General features: G+C 32.4%; 17 protein-coding genes. 16 read left to right on the top strand and 1 reads right to left on the bottom strand.

What is annotated here, in order from left to right:
* Positions 1-4 precede the first annotated feature (4 nt).
* From ACKTTV_RS04670 to ACKTTV_RS04595, 16 genes are all read left to right on the top strand, one after another.
* Positions 5-994 carry a DUF4837 family protein gene (locus tag ACKTTV_RS04670; RefSeq protein WP_408029650.1) on the top strand — a complete coding sequence of 330 codons (990 nt, stop codon included), beginning with the start codon at positions 5-7 and terminating at the stop codon, positions 992-994.
* A 90-nt stretch (positions 995-1,084) separates the two neighbouring features.
* Positions 1,085-1,585, top strand: a complete 501-nt coding sequence (locus ACKTTV_RS04665; protein ID WP_408029649.1) for a DUF1761 domain-containing protein — start codon at positions 1,085-1,087, stop codon at positions 1,583-1,585.
* A gap of 163 nt (positions 1,586-1,748) precedes the next feature.
* Positions 1,749-3,227: a DUF5687 family protein gene (locus ACKTTV_RS04660; RefSeq protein ID WP_408029648.1), complete on the top strand. Its 1,479-nt coding sequence runs from the start codon at positions 1,749-1,751 to the stop codon at positions 3,225-3,227.
* A gap of 15 nt (positions 3,228-3,242) precedes the next feature.
* Positions 3,243-3,938, top strand: a complete 696-nt coding sequence (locus ACKTTV_RS04655) for an ABC transporter ATP-binding protein (protein ID WP_408029647.1) — start codon at positions 3,243-3,245, stop codon at positions 3,936-3,938.
* A gap of 147 nt (positions 3,939-4,085) precedes the next feature.
* Complete coding sequence (porW, locus tag ACKTTV_RS04650) at positions 4,086-6,353, top strand: type IX secretion system periplasmic lipoprotein PorW/SprE (protein WP_408029646.1); 2,268 nt, start codon at positions 4,086-4,088, stop codon at positions 6,351-6,353.
* A complete protein-coding gene (locus ACKTTV_RS04645) occupies positions 6,354-6,761 on the top strand; it encodes a bactofilin family protein (RefSeq protein ID WP_408029645.1) in 408 nt (135 codons plus the stop codon).
* A complete protein-coding gene (locus ACKTTV_RS04640; protein ID WP_408029644.1) occupies positions 6,730-6,963 on the top strand; it encodes an AtpZ/AtpI family protein in 234 nt (77 codons plus the stop codon). The genes ACKTTV_RS04645 and ACKTTV_RS04640 overlap by 32 nt, the downstream gene beginning before the upstream one ends.
* Complete coding sequence (locus tag ACKTTV_RS04635; RefSeq protein ID WP_408029643.1) at positions 6,956-7,336, top strand: DUF6168 family protein; 381 nt, start codon at positions 6,956-6,958, stop codon at positions 7,334-7,336. The genes ACKTTV_RS04640 and ACKTTV_RS04635 overlap by 8 nt, the downstream gene beginning before the upstream one ends.
* A 125-nt stretch (positions 7,337-7,461) precedes the next feature.
* Positions 7,462-8,580 (top strand): F0F1 ATP synthase subunit A, encoded by a 1,119-nt coding sequence (atpB, locus tag ACKTTV_RS04630; RefSeq protein ID WP_408029642.1) that lies wholly within the window; start codon positions 7,462-7,464, stop codon positions 8,578-8,580.
* A gap of 44 nt (positions 8,581-8,624) precedes the next feature.
* The gene (gene atpE, locus ACKTTV_RS04625) at positions 8,625-8,813 is read left to right on the top strand and encodes an ATP synthase F0 subunit C (RefSeq protein WP_136950250.1); all 189 of its coding nucleotides are present in this window, start codon (positions 8,625-8,627) and stop codon (positions 8,811-8,813) included.
* A 96-nt stretch (positions 8,814-8,909) separates the two neighbouring features.
* Positions 8,910-9,407, top strand: a complete 498-nt coding sequence (locus ACKTTV_RS04620) for a F0F1 ATP synthase subunit B (RefSeq protein ID WP_408029641.1) — start codon at positions 8,910-8,912, stop codon at positions 9,405-9,407.
* Between the two features lie 7 nt (positions 9,408-9,414).
* Positions 9,415-9,972 (top strand): ATP synthase F1 subunit delta, encoded by a 558-nt coding sequence (gene atpH, locus ACKTTV_RS04615; RefSeq protein ID WP_408029640.1) that lies wholly within the window; start codon positions 9,415-9,417, stop codon positions 9,970-9,972.
* 21 nt (positions 9,973-9,993) lie between these two features.
* Positions 9,994-11,574: a F0F1 ATP synthase subunit alpha gene (gene atpA / locus ACKTTV_RS04610; protein WP_408029639.1), complete on the top strand. Its 1,581-nt coding sequence runs from the start codon at positions 9,994-9,996 to the stop codon at positions 11,572-11,574.
* Between the two features lie 73 nt (positions 11,575-11,647).
* Positions 11,648-12,508, top strand: coding sequence for an ATP synthase F1 subunit gamma (atpG, locus tag ACKTTV_RS04605; protein WP_408029638.1), 861 nt, complete (start codon positions 11,648-11,650; stop codon positions 12,506-12,508).
* 84 nt (positions 12,509-12,592) lie between these two features.
* Positions 12,593-14,761 carry an energy transducer TonB gene (locus ACKTTV_RS04600; RefSeq protein WP_408029637.1) on the top strand — a complete coding sequence of 723 codons (2,169 nt, stop codon included), beginning with the start codon at positions 12,593-12,595 and terminating at the stop codon, positions 14,759-14,761.
* Positions 14,762-14,966: 205 nt separating this feature from the next.
* Positions 14,967-15,470 (top strand): energy transducer TonB, encoded by a 504-nt coding sequence (locus ACKTTV_RS04595; RefSeq protein WP_408029636.1) that lies wholly within the window; start codon positions 14,967-14,969, stop codon positions 15,468-15,470.
* A 60-nt stretch (positions 15,471-15,530) separates the two neighbouring features.
* Here ACKTTV_RS04595 and ACKTTV_RS04590 read toward each other — a convergent pair whose 3' ends face one another.
* Positions 15,531-16,403, bottom strand: a complete 873-nt coding sequence (locus ACKTTV_RS04590) for a hypothetical protein (RefSeq protein ID WP_408029635.1) — start codon at positions 16,401-16,403, stop codon at positions 15,531-15,533.
* Between the last annotated feature and the right edge of the window lie 106 nt (positions 16,404-16,509).

Below are 16,509 nucleotides of genomic sequence, written 5' to 3'. Positions count from 1 at the left end.
AAGCATGAGAAAACTATTATTAATACCCCTGTTACTGTTAATAGTAACTTCTTGCAAGGAAGGAACGAAGGAAGATATTACGTTACCGGGTTCCTCAGGAAACACAAATAAAATTTTAGCAGTTGTTAAAGCAAATGATTGGGAAGGAAAAATTGGAGATGAAATCCGAACTGTTTTCGGAGAACATCAAGTTGGGCTTCCTCAGCCAGAAACCTTGCTTAGCGTAAGTCAGATTGATCCTTCTGGCTACAAAGGTTTTATTAAAAACAGTAAAGCAATCTTGATCTTGAAAAAAGGAAAAGATGAGGATATCTCTATTGAAAGAAATAAATATGCAGACCCTCAAATTATTGTACATGCATCTGCCAAGGATGAAGAGGGTTTAATAAACTTGATTAATAGTCGAGGGAAAGAAATAATAAAAATTTTCCAAGAAGAAGATATTAAGTTTATCCAAAATATATTTAGAAAACAACGTTTGGATGAATCTAAATTTAAGACAATTCAAAACTTAGGGCTAAGTGTTGTAATACCAGAGAGATATAAGTTGGTTGATGATACAGGTGATTTTTTATGGTTGCGTCAGCATTTAAAAAGTGGAATTGCCAGAGGCGATGGAAGTAATAACATTCTTGTATATAGTGTTCCTTTAGAAGAAGGAATGGATGTTGCAGATAATATTTCTGCAATGAGAGATGCTATTGGTGAAAAGTATATTCCAGGAAGTAAAGAAGGAATGTATATGATTACTGAAGCTGCCTATACACCGCATACCTATGAAGTTAAGTTCAATGGTAAGCAAGCTTATGAAACGAGAGGAAAATGGGAGGTTAAAAACGATTTCATGGCTGGACCTTTCTTAAATTATACGATTGTTGATAAAGAAAATAACAGATTGGTTGTTTTTGAAGGTTTTACCTATGCCCCATCAGTAAATAAGAGAAATTTTATTTTTGAATTGGAAGCCATAGCAAAAACGCTAAAAATTAAATAAAGCCAAATTCGAGCTAATATAAAAGCTGTCATTTTATAAAATGACAGCTTTTTTGCTATATTAGAGGTAGTTAACTATAATTTTTCAACAATGGAAACAAACTATTTTGCAATTTTAGGAGCCGCTGTTATACCAATGATCATGGGATTTCTTTGGTATGGTCCGATGCTTTTTCAAAAGGCATGGATGAAGGAAATGAACTTTACTCAAAAAGATTTAGAAGGAGGAAACATGTTAGTGATTTTTGGGTTGAGTTTTGTATTTAGCTTTTTACTAGCACTTTTTCTTCAGTCTATTGTTATTCATCAATTTGGCGTTTTTCAAACATTAGCAGGAGAACCTGGCTTTATGGATCAAACGGGAGAGGGGTTTACCACTTACAAAGAGTTTATGACCAACTATGGAGATCGCTTTAGATCTTTTAAGCATGGCGCTTTACATGGTACGTTAACAGGACTCTTTATTGTGCTACCTATAATTGGCACCAAGGCGCTATTTGAAAGAAAAACGTTTAAATATATCGCAATAAATGTAGGATATTGGGTAATAACGCTAGCCTTAATGGGTGGAGTAGTTTGCCAATGGGCCTAACTCATTAATTGTTATAAAAATCAATCACTAACCTAAAAAGTTAGTGATTTTTTTATGTCTGTATCCCGAGTTTTTTAAGCTATGGATCTAAACAAATTTCTTAAATTTTGTAACAAACTAAAAAATTGAGTTACCAATAAACATCAACAATTAAATAAATCAAATGATTTCACACTTCTTAAATTTAGAATGGAAACAATATTTTCGTTCTTCCTATTGGCAAAAAGGAATTGGAATAAAAATATTGCTCGGTTTCTTCGGTCTATATCTCTTGATTGTCTTTTTATCTCTCGGAGTGTTAATGTTTCCAACACTTAAAAAGCTCTTTCCTGAAAGTGATCCTTTTTTAATTATAAATGGATTTCTTTTCTATTGGATCTTAGGTGACTTAATTGCGCGTTTTTTCCTCCAGAAATTACCCGTAATGACAATAAAACCACTGTTAACATTACCTGTGAAAAGAAGCAAAGTAGTTAATTATGTCTTAGGTAAATCTGCAACATCGTTTTTTAACTTTTTACCACTATTTGCGTTTGTGCCGTTTACATTCGTACTAATCGGTGAAGACTACAATGTATCGCAAACATTTGTTTGGTTAGCGGCTATATTTTTAGTGGTGTTGATTATAAATTATTTGAATTTTATCATTGAAAACTTAAGTGCTAAAAGTGATTTGTCGTTTTTACCACTTTTAGGCGTAGCTTCTGGGTTATTCGCTTTAGATTATTTTAAAATTGTATCGTTTTCTGATTTTGTTTCTTCAGGAATGTTAGCCATTAGTAAAAACCCTATTTTACTAATAATACCTGCCGTTTTACTTGTAGGTCTTTATATGTTCAACTTTAAAATATTAAAAGATAGTTTATTCTTGGATTCAGCAGTAAAAACAGAAGTTAAGGAAGTAAAGGCTACTGATTATACTTGGACGGAGAAATTTGGTGACATCGCTCCTTTTATGCAATTAGACTTAAAGCTAATTATGAGAAATAAAAGAACAAAGTCAACACTTTGGATGCTAATTATTGGATTACTATACGGTCTAGTATTTTATCCAAATCCAGAGTATGCAGATAGAGAGTTCTTTTTCATCTTTATCGGAGTTTTTACAACAGGAATCTTCTTAATCAATTTTGGCCAGTTTATTCCAGCTTGGGATAGTGGTTATTATAAAATGCTCATGAGTCAGAACTTTAAATATGAGCGTTACCTAAAGTCTAAATTTATGCTTATGTCAATAAGTGTTGTTATACTTTTTGTTCTTGGGATTCCATATGTATACTTTGGTTGGAAAATCTTATTGGCGCACTTCGCAGCAGCTGTATATAATGTGGGAGTAAATACCCATGTAATTATGTGGGGAGGAACGTTTAATCGAAAAAAAATCAACCTCGATCAGAAAGCAGCATTCAACTATCAAGGTACTGGGGCTGTTCAATGGTTAATTGGAATTCCTTTAATGGTTATTCCAATGGCTATTTTTGGTATATTAAACTGGCTTGTAAATTTCGAAACGGCAGTTATCGTACTAACCTCTTTAGGTTTATTAGGAATAGCGTTCCATGAAAAAATAATGGCATTTATTACCAGAAAGTATATTGCCAATAAGTATGCTATGATTCACGCGTTTGATCAAGAAAACTAATCAAAAAACAATATTATGATACAAGTAACAAATCTTACTAAGAAATACGGAAACACACAGGTTTTAAATATAGAAAATTTAGATATCCCTACAGGGCAGTCATTTGGATTGGTTGGGAATAATGGTGCTGGAAAAACGACTTTTTTCAATACTTTATTAGATTTAATTCGACCAACATCAGGAGAAATCTCTAACAACGATGTTGTCGTAAATAAAAGTGAAAATTGGAAAACATTTACAGGTTCGTTTATTGACGAAAGTTTTTTGATTGGCTACCTAACACCAAATGAATATTTTGAGTTTGTTGGGAATTTAAGAGGGATGAACAAAGCAGATATTAAGGCTTTTTTACAACCTTTTAAAGAGTTTTTTAATGACGAAATATTAGGGAAGAAAAAATATTTACGTGATTTAAGTAAAGGAAATCAAAAGAAAGTTGGAATTGTAGCGGCTATGATGGGGAATCCTCAAGTTGTTATTTTAGATGAACCATTTGCAAACTTAGATCCAACAACGCAAATCCGTTTAAAAAACCTGATAAAGAAGCTAGCAGAAGATAAAGATATTACCGTTTTAGTGTCTAGCCACGATTTAAGTCATGTTACCGATGTTTGTGAGCGAATCGTAGTGTTAGAAAACGGAAATTTGGTAAAAGACATCAATACATCTACCGAAACATTGAAAGAATTAGAGAGTTACTTTTCGGCGTAAGAACTTAATCTGTAGGTGCCTGTATAGGTAAATACAGCTTAAATCTTAGTGAGTAACGATAAAATTACCATATAATTGTTATTTTTACGCATTTACACACAATAACTTACCAGTATAGTTGTTGTAAAGTAAATGCGTATTTTTTTTATGAAAAAACTATCCAAAATATTAGTTTTCAGTATTGTTTTTGCCATAGTGTATTCCTGTGGTACCAGAAAGAATACTTTTGTAAACCGTAATTTTCATGCATTAACAACAAAATACAATGTGTTGTTTAATGGTGAACAAGCATTTTTAAAGGGACTAAAAGAAATTGAAGAGAAACATGAAGATAATTTCTGGAAGCGATTACCTATCGAGCCAATTACCTTCAATGAAAATACAATAGAAGCACCTTCTTTTAAGCCAGGAACAGGTTTTGACGATTCAGAAGAGGAGGAAGAAAGTAAACCATTATCTCATTTTGATAAGGCCGAAGAAAAGGCGGTAAAAGCGGTTCAGAAGCATTCCATGAATATTGATGGAATTGAAAGAAACGGTAAAATTGATGAGGCTTATTTACTTCTAGGAAAGGCCCGTTATTATACGCAACGATTTATTCCAGCTGTTGAAGCTTTGAACTATGTGATTTCTAACTACCCAAAAGCGAGTTTAATTTACGATACTAAAATTTGGAGAGCAAAAGCAAATATCAGATTAGACAATGAAAAACTCGCAATAGAAACACTAAACCTGTTAATTGAGTTAGATAAAAACGAAAAGAGTTTAACCGATACTCAAAGAGAACGTGCTCATACTGCTATGGCAATGGCTTACGAGAAAACGGATACCATTCAAAAAGTAATTGAGCATTTAGCGTTGGCATCAAGAACTTTTAAGAATAAAGAACAATCAGCGCGAAATATGTTTATCCTTGGGCAAATCTATAGCGAATTAGATAGACGAGATTCTGCAAGAATGGTATTCCAAAAACTTGCTGATACCAGAAGAGCACCAAGAAAATATAGAATTAGAGCGAATATTGAATTAGCTAAAAACACTGAGAACGATTCCGCTTCAGTATTAGTATTGAGTAGGTTAAAAAAGCTAATAAGAAATACAGATAATCGTGAGTTTTTGAATTCACTCTATTATCAAGCAGGGGTGCTTGAAGTTGGAAGAAATAAAATAGATAATGCAATTGAGTATTTCAATAAATCACTAAGAGCCAAAAAGAACAGTGATTATCAAAGAACCTATGCCTACGAGCAATTAGGGAACATTGCTTTTGATAAACAAGAATATGTTTTGGCAGGAACTTATTACGATAGCGTTTTAGGGAAAGTGTCTAAAGAGTTTGATACAGAAAAGAGAATTCGTAGAATTCGTAGAAAGAATAAAGGGTTAACCACCTTAAGAAAGTACGAAGAAACTGTTAAAACAAATGATAGTATCTTGAAGGTTGTAGCTATGAGTGACGATGAGCGAAAAGAATTCTTTCAAGAGTATATTGATAAAGTAAAGAAGGAGGATGAAGAAAGAAGACAACAATTGTTAAACGCTCAGAACTTTGGAAGTTCTTTCGGAAGTACCTCGTTAATTGGAAGTAATGCCAAAGGTGGAAAATGGTATTTTTATAATGATCAAACGATACAATTTGGTAAGGTTGAATTCCAACGGGTTTGGGGAAATCGTCCGCTTGAAGATAACTGGAGACTTTCTGATAAAGACGGAAGTTTAATTGCTGAGGATGATACTACGGATAGTGAGTCTGAAGAAGAAAAGGTAAATCCAAAGTATGAACTGGCTACTTACTTGGATGCAATACCAACTAAGGAGGAAGATATTACCAAGTTAAAAGAAGATAGGAACGATGCGTTATATCAATTAGGACTTATTTATAAAGAACAGTTTAAAAATACTGAATTGGCAACTTCAAATTTTGAAAGACTTTTAAGTATTGAGGGGCATAAACAATCCGATTTAGCAATAAACTATCATTTATATCAAGTTTATTTGAATGCTAATGATGAAGAAAAGGCAAAAAAACATAAAGATATAGTGCTTAGTCAGTATCCAGATAGTAAATTTGCGCAAATTATTAGAGAACCTAATGTAAAGCTGGTAGAAGAGAAGAAAACGGATGAGGTTCTAAATAGATACAAAGAAATATATATAATTTATAAGCTAAATAAGTTTGAAGAAGCCTTGGTTGAAATCGATAAGTTTGAGCCAAGAGTGAAAGATTCAAATTTAATTCCTAAATTAGCTTTGCTAAAAGCCTTATGTATAGGAAAGTGCAAAGATCAAGAGAGTTATAAGAAAGCACTTGAATTTGTTTCTTTGAGTTATTCTAATACAGATGCAGGTAAAAAAGCAGAAGAGATTTTAGAACAATTAAGTAAATCAAAAATTAACCCCATAAAGTCCCCATAAATGTTTAGTAAAGACAATAAAAAATCGAGTGATAGAGTAGTTTCAGAGAGAAATGTAATTGGAGGAAACACCAAAATTGTTGGTGATATTGTTTCTGAAGGTGATTTTAGAATTGATGGAACTCTTGAAGGTAACATTCAAACCAATGGTAGAATTATTATTGGAGAAGCAGGTTTTATAAAAGGAAAAGCCGAATGTACCAATGCAGATATTGAAGGTAAGTTTGCTGGAGATCTATCTGTTTCGAGTGTGTTAACGGTAAAAGCAACTGCAAATATTACTGGAGATGTAGTAATAGGAAAGTTATCTGTAGAACCAGGTGCTACTTTTAATGCTACATGTTCTATGAAAGGAGCAATCAAAGAATTGAAGAAGAATGAACAAAAAAAGGCCGAAAAGACAGCTTAATAAATTCGTTCGTTTTTCTGGAATAGCCATGCAAATGGGTCTAACCATTTACTTAGGGAGTTTACTAGGTAAATGGTTAGATAATAAATTTCCAAACGATAGTGAACTTTACACGAAAATTTGTACACTTGCAGCGGTATTTGGCGCTATGTTTTCAGTAATTCGTCAAGTAAGTAAACTATCAAAAGACAACGATGACTAAACGTATTCTAATTTTTCTTGTTGTAGTGTTTATCGCATTTATAGCAAGTTACCTACCTCATTATTATATCCTCCAAGAAAAGGAGCTCACTCTTAACTTTTCACTATTATCAGTTTATGTCTTCTATGCAGTTTCGGCTGTTATAATTTATGGAATAGTAGAATTGATAGCTGAAAAAATTCCCAATCAGGCTGGTTATGCTTATTTAGCAACCATGTTTATTAAAATTGGTTTTTTTCTCATTCTTTTTAAGAGCGCGATTTTTGGAGAAGATCCTTCTACCAAGGCAGAGAAAATTTCTTTGATCCTTCCTTTTTTTCTGTATTTAGCATTAGAAGCTGTCTTTATTTCGAAGCTGTTGAATAACAAATAGTTTTCAGAGAGAGAGGCAATTAAACACCTTAGAAAAACTAAATAAAAAAAGGGTTTGTAGTTCTAATTTATTGTTTACCTTTGCACGGAAATTTAGAGACCAAGTAAATCTATATTTAGAAAGGTATGATGATAGCAAAAAAACCTATCTACTATTTAACAGTAATAGCACTAGTATTTAGTTCGTTCACAGCATTCGCTGGTGGCGGTGAAACTTCAAGTAAAGGAGGTCAAATCAATACTCCTGAAGGTATCAGAGGATATATTAAACATCACTTAGCAGATTCACACGATTTTGCGTTGTATTCGTATACAAATGATGCAGGTGAGCGTAAACATGTTGGTTTTCCTTTACCGGTAATCGTTTGGACGAGTAAAGGGTTGAAAACTTTCATGTCTTCTGCATTTCATCATAATGATGACGGTCATGTAATTGTCGATAAGGGTGATGTGAAGTTGGTGAAAATTCATAGTAAGATTTATGAGTTGAACGAAGGTGCTACAACGGTTTCTTTTGATGAGTCTCATCATGCGACAAATGCTCACAAAGTTTTAGATTTTTCTATTACGAAGAGTGTTTTCGGAATGTTACTGGCAGGACTTTTAATGTTTTTAGGTTTTAGATCTTTAGCAAGAGGTTATAAAAAAGGAGCAATTCCAACTGGTGTTGGTCGTGTTTTAGAACCTTTAGTTTTATATGTAAGAGATGAAATTGCAAGACCAAATATTGGAGAAAAGCATTACCGTAAATTTATGGGGTTCTTGTTAACTGTTTTCTTCTTTATTTGGATTTTAAATTTATTAGGATTAACTCCATTAGGATTTAATGTAACGGGTCAAATTGCAGTAACCGTATGTTTGGCATTGTTTACTTTTATTATAGTTCAATTTAGTGGTAATAAAGATTATTGGAAGCATATTTTTTGGATGCCAGGAGTACCGGTTCCAATGAAAATAATCTTAGCACCAATCGAAGTATTAGGGATGTTTACAAAACCATTCTCTTTATTAATTCGTTTGTTTGCGAACATGACTGCTGGACACTTTGTAGTAATGAGCTTAATCGCTTTAATGATTACTTTAAAGAATCAGTTTGGAGCGGTTGGTTCAACAGGGATATCGTTAGCATTGTCTTTATTTATCTCAGTTATTGAAATATTGGTAGCATTCTTACAGGCATTTATTTTTACAATGTTATCATCATTGTTTATAGGAATGGCTGTTGAAGAACATGACCATCATTAAGAATAGAAATAAGAATTTGTTTAATTATATATAAATCAATTAGTATGTACAATTTAATTGGAGCAGGATTAATCGTAATCGGTGGAGGAATCGGATTAGGTCAAATCGGTGGAAAAGCAATGGAAGGAATTGCTCGTCAACCTGAGGCTGCTGGTAAAATCCAAACAGCGATGATCATCATCGGAGCATTATTAGAAGGTTTAGCATTTGGTGCTTTAATCTTAGGAAGATAGTCCGAAAAAAAACAAACATTCTCCTGTAACGGTTGGTTACAGGGAATGTTTAAAAATTAAACAATAGAAAATTAATACACATATATCAATTATAAAATGAGCTTATTAGAAGATTTTTCACCAGGGTTGTTTTTCATGCAGGCAATAATTTTAGTGATCATATTATTTTTAATGATCAAATTTGCTTGGAAACCAATAATGAATGCTTTAACAGAACGTGAAGAAGGTATTCAGAATGCATTAGATGCAGCGGAAGCAGCAAAAAAAGAAATGCAGAACTTACAAGCTGATAACGATAGATTGTTAAAAGAAGCAAGAGCTGAAAGAGATGCTATGTTAAAAGAAGCTCGTGAGATTAAAGATAAAATCGTAGCTGATGCTAAAGAAGAAGCGTCAGGACAGGCTTCTCAATTAATTGAAAATGCAAAAGCTGCAATTGAGCAAGAAAAGCAGGCTGCTTTAGCTCACGTGAAGCAACAAGTTGCTGAGTTATCAATTGGTATCGCAGAAACTGTTGTAAAGAAAGAATTAGCTTCACAAGACGAGCAATTAAAGCTTGTTGAAGGAATGTTAGAAGAAGTTACTTTAAACTAATCATTCAATGAAAGGAGCAAGACCAGCATTACGTTACGCAAAGGCACTTTTAACCCTTGCAACAGATACAGGGAGCGAAAGTGAGGTTAACGATAACATGAAGTTAATTGTTGACACAATTGCGGAAAGTAGCGATTTAGATGCAATGCTTAAGAGTCCAGTAATAAAGGCCGCTGATAAACGTAAGGTTTTAACAGCACTTTTTGGAGATAAAGTAAATAACGTTTTAAAAGGATTGTTTAATGTGTTGGAAGAAAACAAGCGTATGGTAATGCTTGAGCCAATAGCGAAACAATATGCAGTTATTTATGATTATCATAGAAGCATGCAAGTGGCAAGGGTTACTACAGCAGTGCCTTTAACAGACGATTTAGAAAAAAGAATATTAGCGAAGATAGTTGAGTTAACAGGAAACCAAGCTAGTATTGAAAATATAGTAAATCCAGAAATATTAGGTGGATTTATTTTAAGAGTTGGTGATGTGCAGTATGATGCAAGTATTTCAAACCAATTCAACGAATTAAGAAGAGAATTTGACAACAGTCATTATATTCCAAAAATTTAATTTTACATCAAAAGATATAAGATGGCAGCAATTAAACCAGCTGAAGTATCAGCAATTTTAAAGGAACAATTAACAAATTTCGAAGCGAAAGCTACGTTAAATGAAGTTGGAACTGTATTACAAGTGGGTGATGGTATTGCTCGTGTATACGGTTTATCAAATGTACAATACGGTGAATTAGTTGAGTTTGATAACGGTTTAGAAGGAATCGTATTAAACTTAGAGGAAGATAATGTTGGTGTTGTATTATTAGGACCTTCAACAGGAGTTAGTGAAGGATCAACAGTAAAGCGTACTGAAAGAATTGCTTCTTTAAAAGTAGGAGAAGGAATAGTTGGACGTGTAGTTGATACTTTAGGTAATCCAATCGATGGTAAAGGACCAATAGAAGGAGAAACTTTTGAAATGCCTTTAGAGCGTAGAGCTCCAGGGGTAATCTATAGAGAGCCTGTAACTGAGCCAATGCAAACTGGTATTAAGTCTGTAGACGCTATGATTCCTATTGGACGTGGACAACGTGAGTTAATCATTGGTGACCGTCAAACTGGTAAGTCAACAGTTGCTATCGATACTATCTTAAATCAAAGAGAGTTTTATGATGCAGGAGAGCCAGTTTACTGTATTTATGTTGCTGTAGGTCAAAAAGCTTCTACGGTAGCGGCTATCGCAAACATGTTAGAAGAAAAAGGTGCTTTAGCATATACTACAATCGTAGCTGCAAATGCATCTGATCCTGCTCCAATGCAGGTATATGCTCCATTCGCAGGAGCGGCAATCGGAGAATATTTCCGTGATACTGGTAGACCAGCTTTAATTGTTTATGATGATTTATCTAAGCAAGCTGTAGCTTACCGTGAGGTATCTTTATTATTACGTCGTCCACCGGGACGTGAGGCGTATCCTGGAGACGTTTTCTACTTACACTCAAGATTATTAGAGCGTGCTGCAAAAGTGATCAATGATGATGCTATTGCTGCTGAAATGAACGATTTACCAGCTTCATTAAAAGGTAAAGTAAAAGGTGGAGGATCTTTAACTGCATTACCAATTATTGAAACACAAGCTGGAGACGTTTCTGCATATATTCCAACAAACGTAATTTCGATTACTGATGGACAGATCTTCTTAGAGTCTGATTTATTTAACTCAGGGGTTCGTCCTGCAATTAACGTAGGTATTTCTGTATCACGTGTAGGAGGTTCTGCTCAGATTAAATCAATGAAGAAAGTATCTGGTACATTAAAGTTAGATCAAGCTCAATATCGTGAATTAGAAGCATTCGCTAAGTTTGGTTCTGATTTAGATGCTGCTACTTTAAATGTAATTGAAAAAGGTAAGCGTAACGTTGAGATCTTAAAGCAAAATCAAGGTGATCCTTTTACTGTTGAAGATCAGGTTGCAATTATCTATGCTGGATCTAAGAACTTATTAAAAGATGTTCCAGTAAACAAAGTAAAAGAATTCGAAAGCGATTATATCGAGTACTTAAATGCGAAGCACAGAGGTACATTAGATACATTAAAGGCTGGTAAATTAACAGATGAAGTAATTGATACTTTAACTGCAGCAGCTAAAGAGATTTCAGCTAAATTTTCAGCTTAATTAAAGATTTTAGTGTTGAGTATTGAGATGAAATTTCTCAATGCTCAATGCTCAATACTAAATAACTACTAGTATGGCAAACTTAAAAGAAATACGTAACAGAATTAGTTCTATTAAATCAACAATGCAGATTACTTCTGCCATGAAAATGGTATCCGCTGCAAAGTTGAAAAAAGCTCAAGATGCTATTACGGCAATGCGTCCTTATTCATCTAAGCTTACAGAGTTATTGCAGAGCTTAAGTGCTACTCTAGATAGTGATGCAGGTGGAGCTTATTCTACAGAAAGAGAAGTAAAGAAAGTATTATTAGTTGCTGTAACTTCGAATAGAGGATTGTGTGGTGGTTTTAACTCTTCAATTATTAAAGAAACAGTTAGAACAATCAACGGAAAGTATAACGGAGTTGCTGTAGATTTACTTACTATTGGTAAAAAAGGAAACGATATCTTATCTAAAGAACACAATGTAATTGAAAATAGAAATGATATTTTCGATGATTTGACTTTTGATAATGTAGCGTTAGTAGCTGAGCAATTAATGAACTTATATGTTGATGGTTCTTATGATAAAATTGAGATCATCTACAACAGGTTTAAAAATGCTGCTACTCAAATTGTACAAGTAGAGCAATTTTTACCAATTAAGCCTATTGAAAGTGATGAAAGCGTAAACTTAGATTACATTTTCGAACCTTCAAAAGAAGAGATTGTTTTAGAGTTAATTCCTAAATCATTAAAAACGCAATTATACAAAGCTATTCGTGATTCATTTGCTGCCGAACACGGAGCTCGTATGACTGCAATGCACAAAGCAACAGATAATGCTACGGAATTACGCGATGAGTTATTATTAACTTATAACAAAGCTCGTCAAGCTGCTATTACAAACGAGATTCTTGAAATCGTTGGTGGTGCAGAAGCATTGAATAACTAAAAAGAATATTCTTTATAATATCAAAAATCCAAAACATTTTGTTTTGGATTTTTTATTTTTGGTCAAAATTTAAAAATTGTATCTATGAAAAACATTTTGTTCGCTATGTTGTGTATGTGCTTATCTACTGTTAATGCACAAATGTCTATTATTGATGATTACGCAATTAATACTAACCATTCATTTTTAAAGTTTAATCGAGTCATAACAGCTTGTTCTTTTGGAGGAAACATTAAAGAAGCTAATATATTGACCAATAACCTTGATAAAAACTCTATAGAGTTTCATATTGCTAAGGGCTTATTACTGCATAACCTTAAAGGTAAACATGTAGGTTTAAACTATATTGATAAAGAAGTATTAAATAAAACATATAACAATTATGCAAAATCGTATATAGGTCTTTTAACTGAGAATATTGATGATTACTATCATTATCTTGAATTATTGGATAGTAATGTTTTAAAAGCAAAATTAAAGGTGCAATCTTTAATTAAAAGGTATTCTTATAAATATGTAATAAAAGGTAAAATTATCTCGGAGATTGAAAATGTATTGGCTAATGAAAAGTTGACAGAAATGGATACACTTTATTTTAGTCTTGCTTTAGTAGATTTTAAAAATTGGCGTAATAACAATGAGAAATACGCGTATTTACTGAAAACATATAAAAGATTTAGCAGTTATATTGATCATAATCTTTGTTTGAAATATTTAAGGCTTTGTAACGGAGAGTCTTGTAATAATATGAAAGATGTGTTATTGGCAGAAGAGTATATTTATGATTCTATTGATAATGAGTTTGTAAATACACCAAATGAGGAAAAGTTGATTAAAATCATTGAAAGAAGTAACAGCTTTCGGGAAAAGTTAGATGTAAAATCGTACGTTTTTCTTCATCAATCGAAACTACCAAGAGATACACAACTTCTTTTGGGCATAAAAACAGATTATAAGTTTAGTGATTCCTTTATAAACTATTTAAAGAAGGGATTTAATAGAAGTAATATAATAACCAATATTCTAAATGAGAAAGAGATATTAATTGATGCAGGATTAAATGTAAATAAGGATACACTAAATAAACTTAAAGATGATGAAATATTTAGTTTTTTAGGAGTTATAAAACATATTCAGCTATTAAAATATCATTATGATAAGAAAATTGAAGATGGTAAAATAGCAATAAAAGCACGTTATAGTGACTTTAGAACATGGAAAACGTATTTAACGTTTTTAGAGAATAATCCGCTTCATAAAGAAACTACAGTCATAGATGTAACTAATTCAAAAGAATACGATGAGGTACTAGAAAAGTTGAGTAGTTTTCATCCAAACAATTTTTATCAGAAAAAGTTATTCTTATATACTTTAGTTGATAATAAGCGTTTTTTCCAACTAAACAATAGGACTGCGAAAATAGTAATCAATAATATAATTGATATTTTAGTTTTAAGTCAAGATGAATGCAATCCAGAACATTCAGATACAAAGAACAATGATTTATACTATTACTTTGATAGTAATAGAGCTTTGGTTAGGAAAATTCATAATACCTATTCTTCATATTCAAATGATGCATGTCTAAGGTATTTACTATCTACAATGAGTAGAACCGAAGCTAAAGAAATAGTCGATTCTTTAGAAGTAAAAATGAATACTCATTCTAATAATCAAAATTTAAAAGAAGTATTTAGATTACTAACTTTAATCTATAACGAAAATAAAGTGTTCGGAACCTATTCTCCTGAACAAGAAAATCAGGATATTTCCAAGAATAATGAAAAAGAGACGACTCAATTATTGTTGACGCCAATTAAAAATATAAAGGAGTTGGATGATGTTCCTTTTTCAATAATAACTGAAGTACCTATTTTTCCAGGTTGTGAAAATGAAGTAACAAGTGCTGGAAAGAAAAAGTGTTTTAATACTATGATGAGACAACACGTAATCAATAATTTTAACGCTGAACTCGCTTTATGTGTAAAGAAAAATAAGGTTTTAAACAAAAAAACGAATGAATACGAAGACCAATGTGTTAGTTTAATTCCAGGTAAGAAAAGAATTTATCTTTCGTTTAAAATTGGTAAAACTGGGCTTATTGAGGATATTACAGCCAGAGCTCCTCACCCTGTTATGAAAGAGGAGGCTATAAGACTGGCAAAATTGCTCCCTAAAATGACACCAGGGAAGAGCGGCAAAAAAATAGTCAGAGTGGGCTATACCATACCCATTACATTTAATGTAGAATAAAGCGTGAAAAGATAAAAGAGGTTGACTAAGATTATTTTCGGTCAACCTCTTTTTTATTTTAAGGTTAGAGAAGGTTTTTTGATAAATGACTTTAACTTATTCTTATGAATTAGGGCAAATAATAATCTTACTTCTACAGATAATAGATAGAACAATTAATTGCTATTATTTAACTCATATTTGGTTCGATTTAAAAGCGATTATTATGAAATCTATAGTATTCATCATTCTTTTAGCTTCGGCGTCATTATACAGTCAAACAGAAAGTAAAAGCAATAGTGATAAAGTAGTTGAAAGTGTTCCAATTTCAGTTATAAACGAAGTCCCTGTTTTTCCAGGTTGTGAATATGCATTGGGAAAAAAAGGAAGGAAGGCTTGTTTGAATAGAAAAATGAATGAACATGTAATGGAAGCTTTCAATAGAGATATTTTTGATTGTATTGAAAAGGAGCAAGTACTCAATGAAGAGACTAATGAATACGAAAATAGATGCATTGAAATGCGCCCAGGAAGAGTAATAATTTATTTAATGTTTAAAATTGGCGTAAGTGGATTGGCTGAAAATATTACAGCGAGGGCTTCTCATCCAGTTATAGTGAAAGAGACTATTCGAATAGCTAAACTACTACCTAAAATGGAACCAGGCAGGCAAAAAGGAAAAGTTGTTAGAACGGGATATACATTGCCTATTGTATTTAATGTGCAATAGAGTCATATAACATAAAAGCGAACCCTTGGGTTCGCTTTTTTTTATCAGATATTGATAAAATTAAACAGAAACTAGGTTAGTAATCCTAGTGCTTTTAATAGGTTGCTTTACCAAGAAAAATAAAAGTAAAGGAATTATGCCGTGAGGTAATCTATAAATCACCAGATATAAATACTGGTGTGTTATACTAAATGAAACATCATAATGAAAACCACTTAGAATTCGAGCGAATGCCGTTGCAAAGCCCCAAAAAGCGGCATATAATAAAGCGATTTTAGCAATTCTTGGAATAAAAATGGCTATAGCTATTACAAAATCCAAAATACCAGCTAAAAAGAGCATGTTTTTAGCCATTTCTTCTTGTATTGGCAATATGTTTAAGGTCATAGTAACAAAATTGCCAGGAAGTGGATAAAAATAGCCTATAGCATACATTCCATGGCAAGTAAAAGCAAGCGCTATAAAAATTTTTAAATAGAAAATTAAAGTTTCTTGATTCTGGTTCTTTAAAAAATAGATTAAGGCTACTGGAACTCCAAATTGAATGGTGTGCTCAAAGAACATTATCAAGTGGTAAAACTTCTCTTTAGTTAACAAAAGAGCTAAAAGAATTAAACTTACGGAGCCTAGTTTTAAAATGGAATACATCCAACGTTTAGATCGTTCATGGATAATTAAGCAGATTACCGCGCATATAGAGTACAAGAAACCAGTGAATCGCGTTAAAAACTGAATCGCGTGGTCCGTGTTTAAATTAGTTACATACGATTGCCAAGAAACTCCAAATACTGAAGTTACTATAGGTTCTAGTAAACTTTGATCCCAGAAAAAACTTCTAAACGGAGCATCCCAGAATAAGTGTTGATAAGCTCTTCCTAAAAATATAAGAAATGAACTAATCTTTAAAATACGTAGAAGGGTTGAGTTTTTCATACTTAAAGATTTGGGCAAATATAAAATCGAGTCAATTTGCCTATGGTTAAATATTGGTTAGAAAATTATTTACTTATAGTTAACAACTTCTTTTTTAGATTATTAT

Source organism: Tenacibaculum xiamenense (assembly GCF_964513065.1).
Classification (GTDB): domain Bacteria; phylum Bacteroidota; class Bacteroidia; order Flavobacteriales; family Flavobacteriaceae; genus Polaribacter; species Polaribacter xiamenense.
The sequence above is the reverse complement of the archived record's forward strand: the minus strand, read 5'-3'. Positions and strand labels throughout refer to the sequence as shown.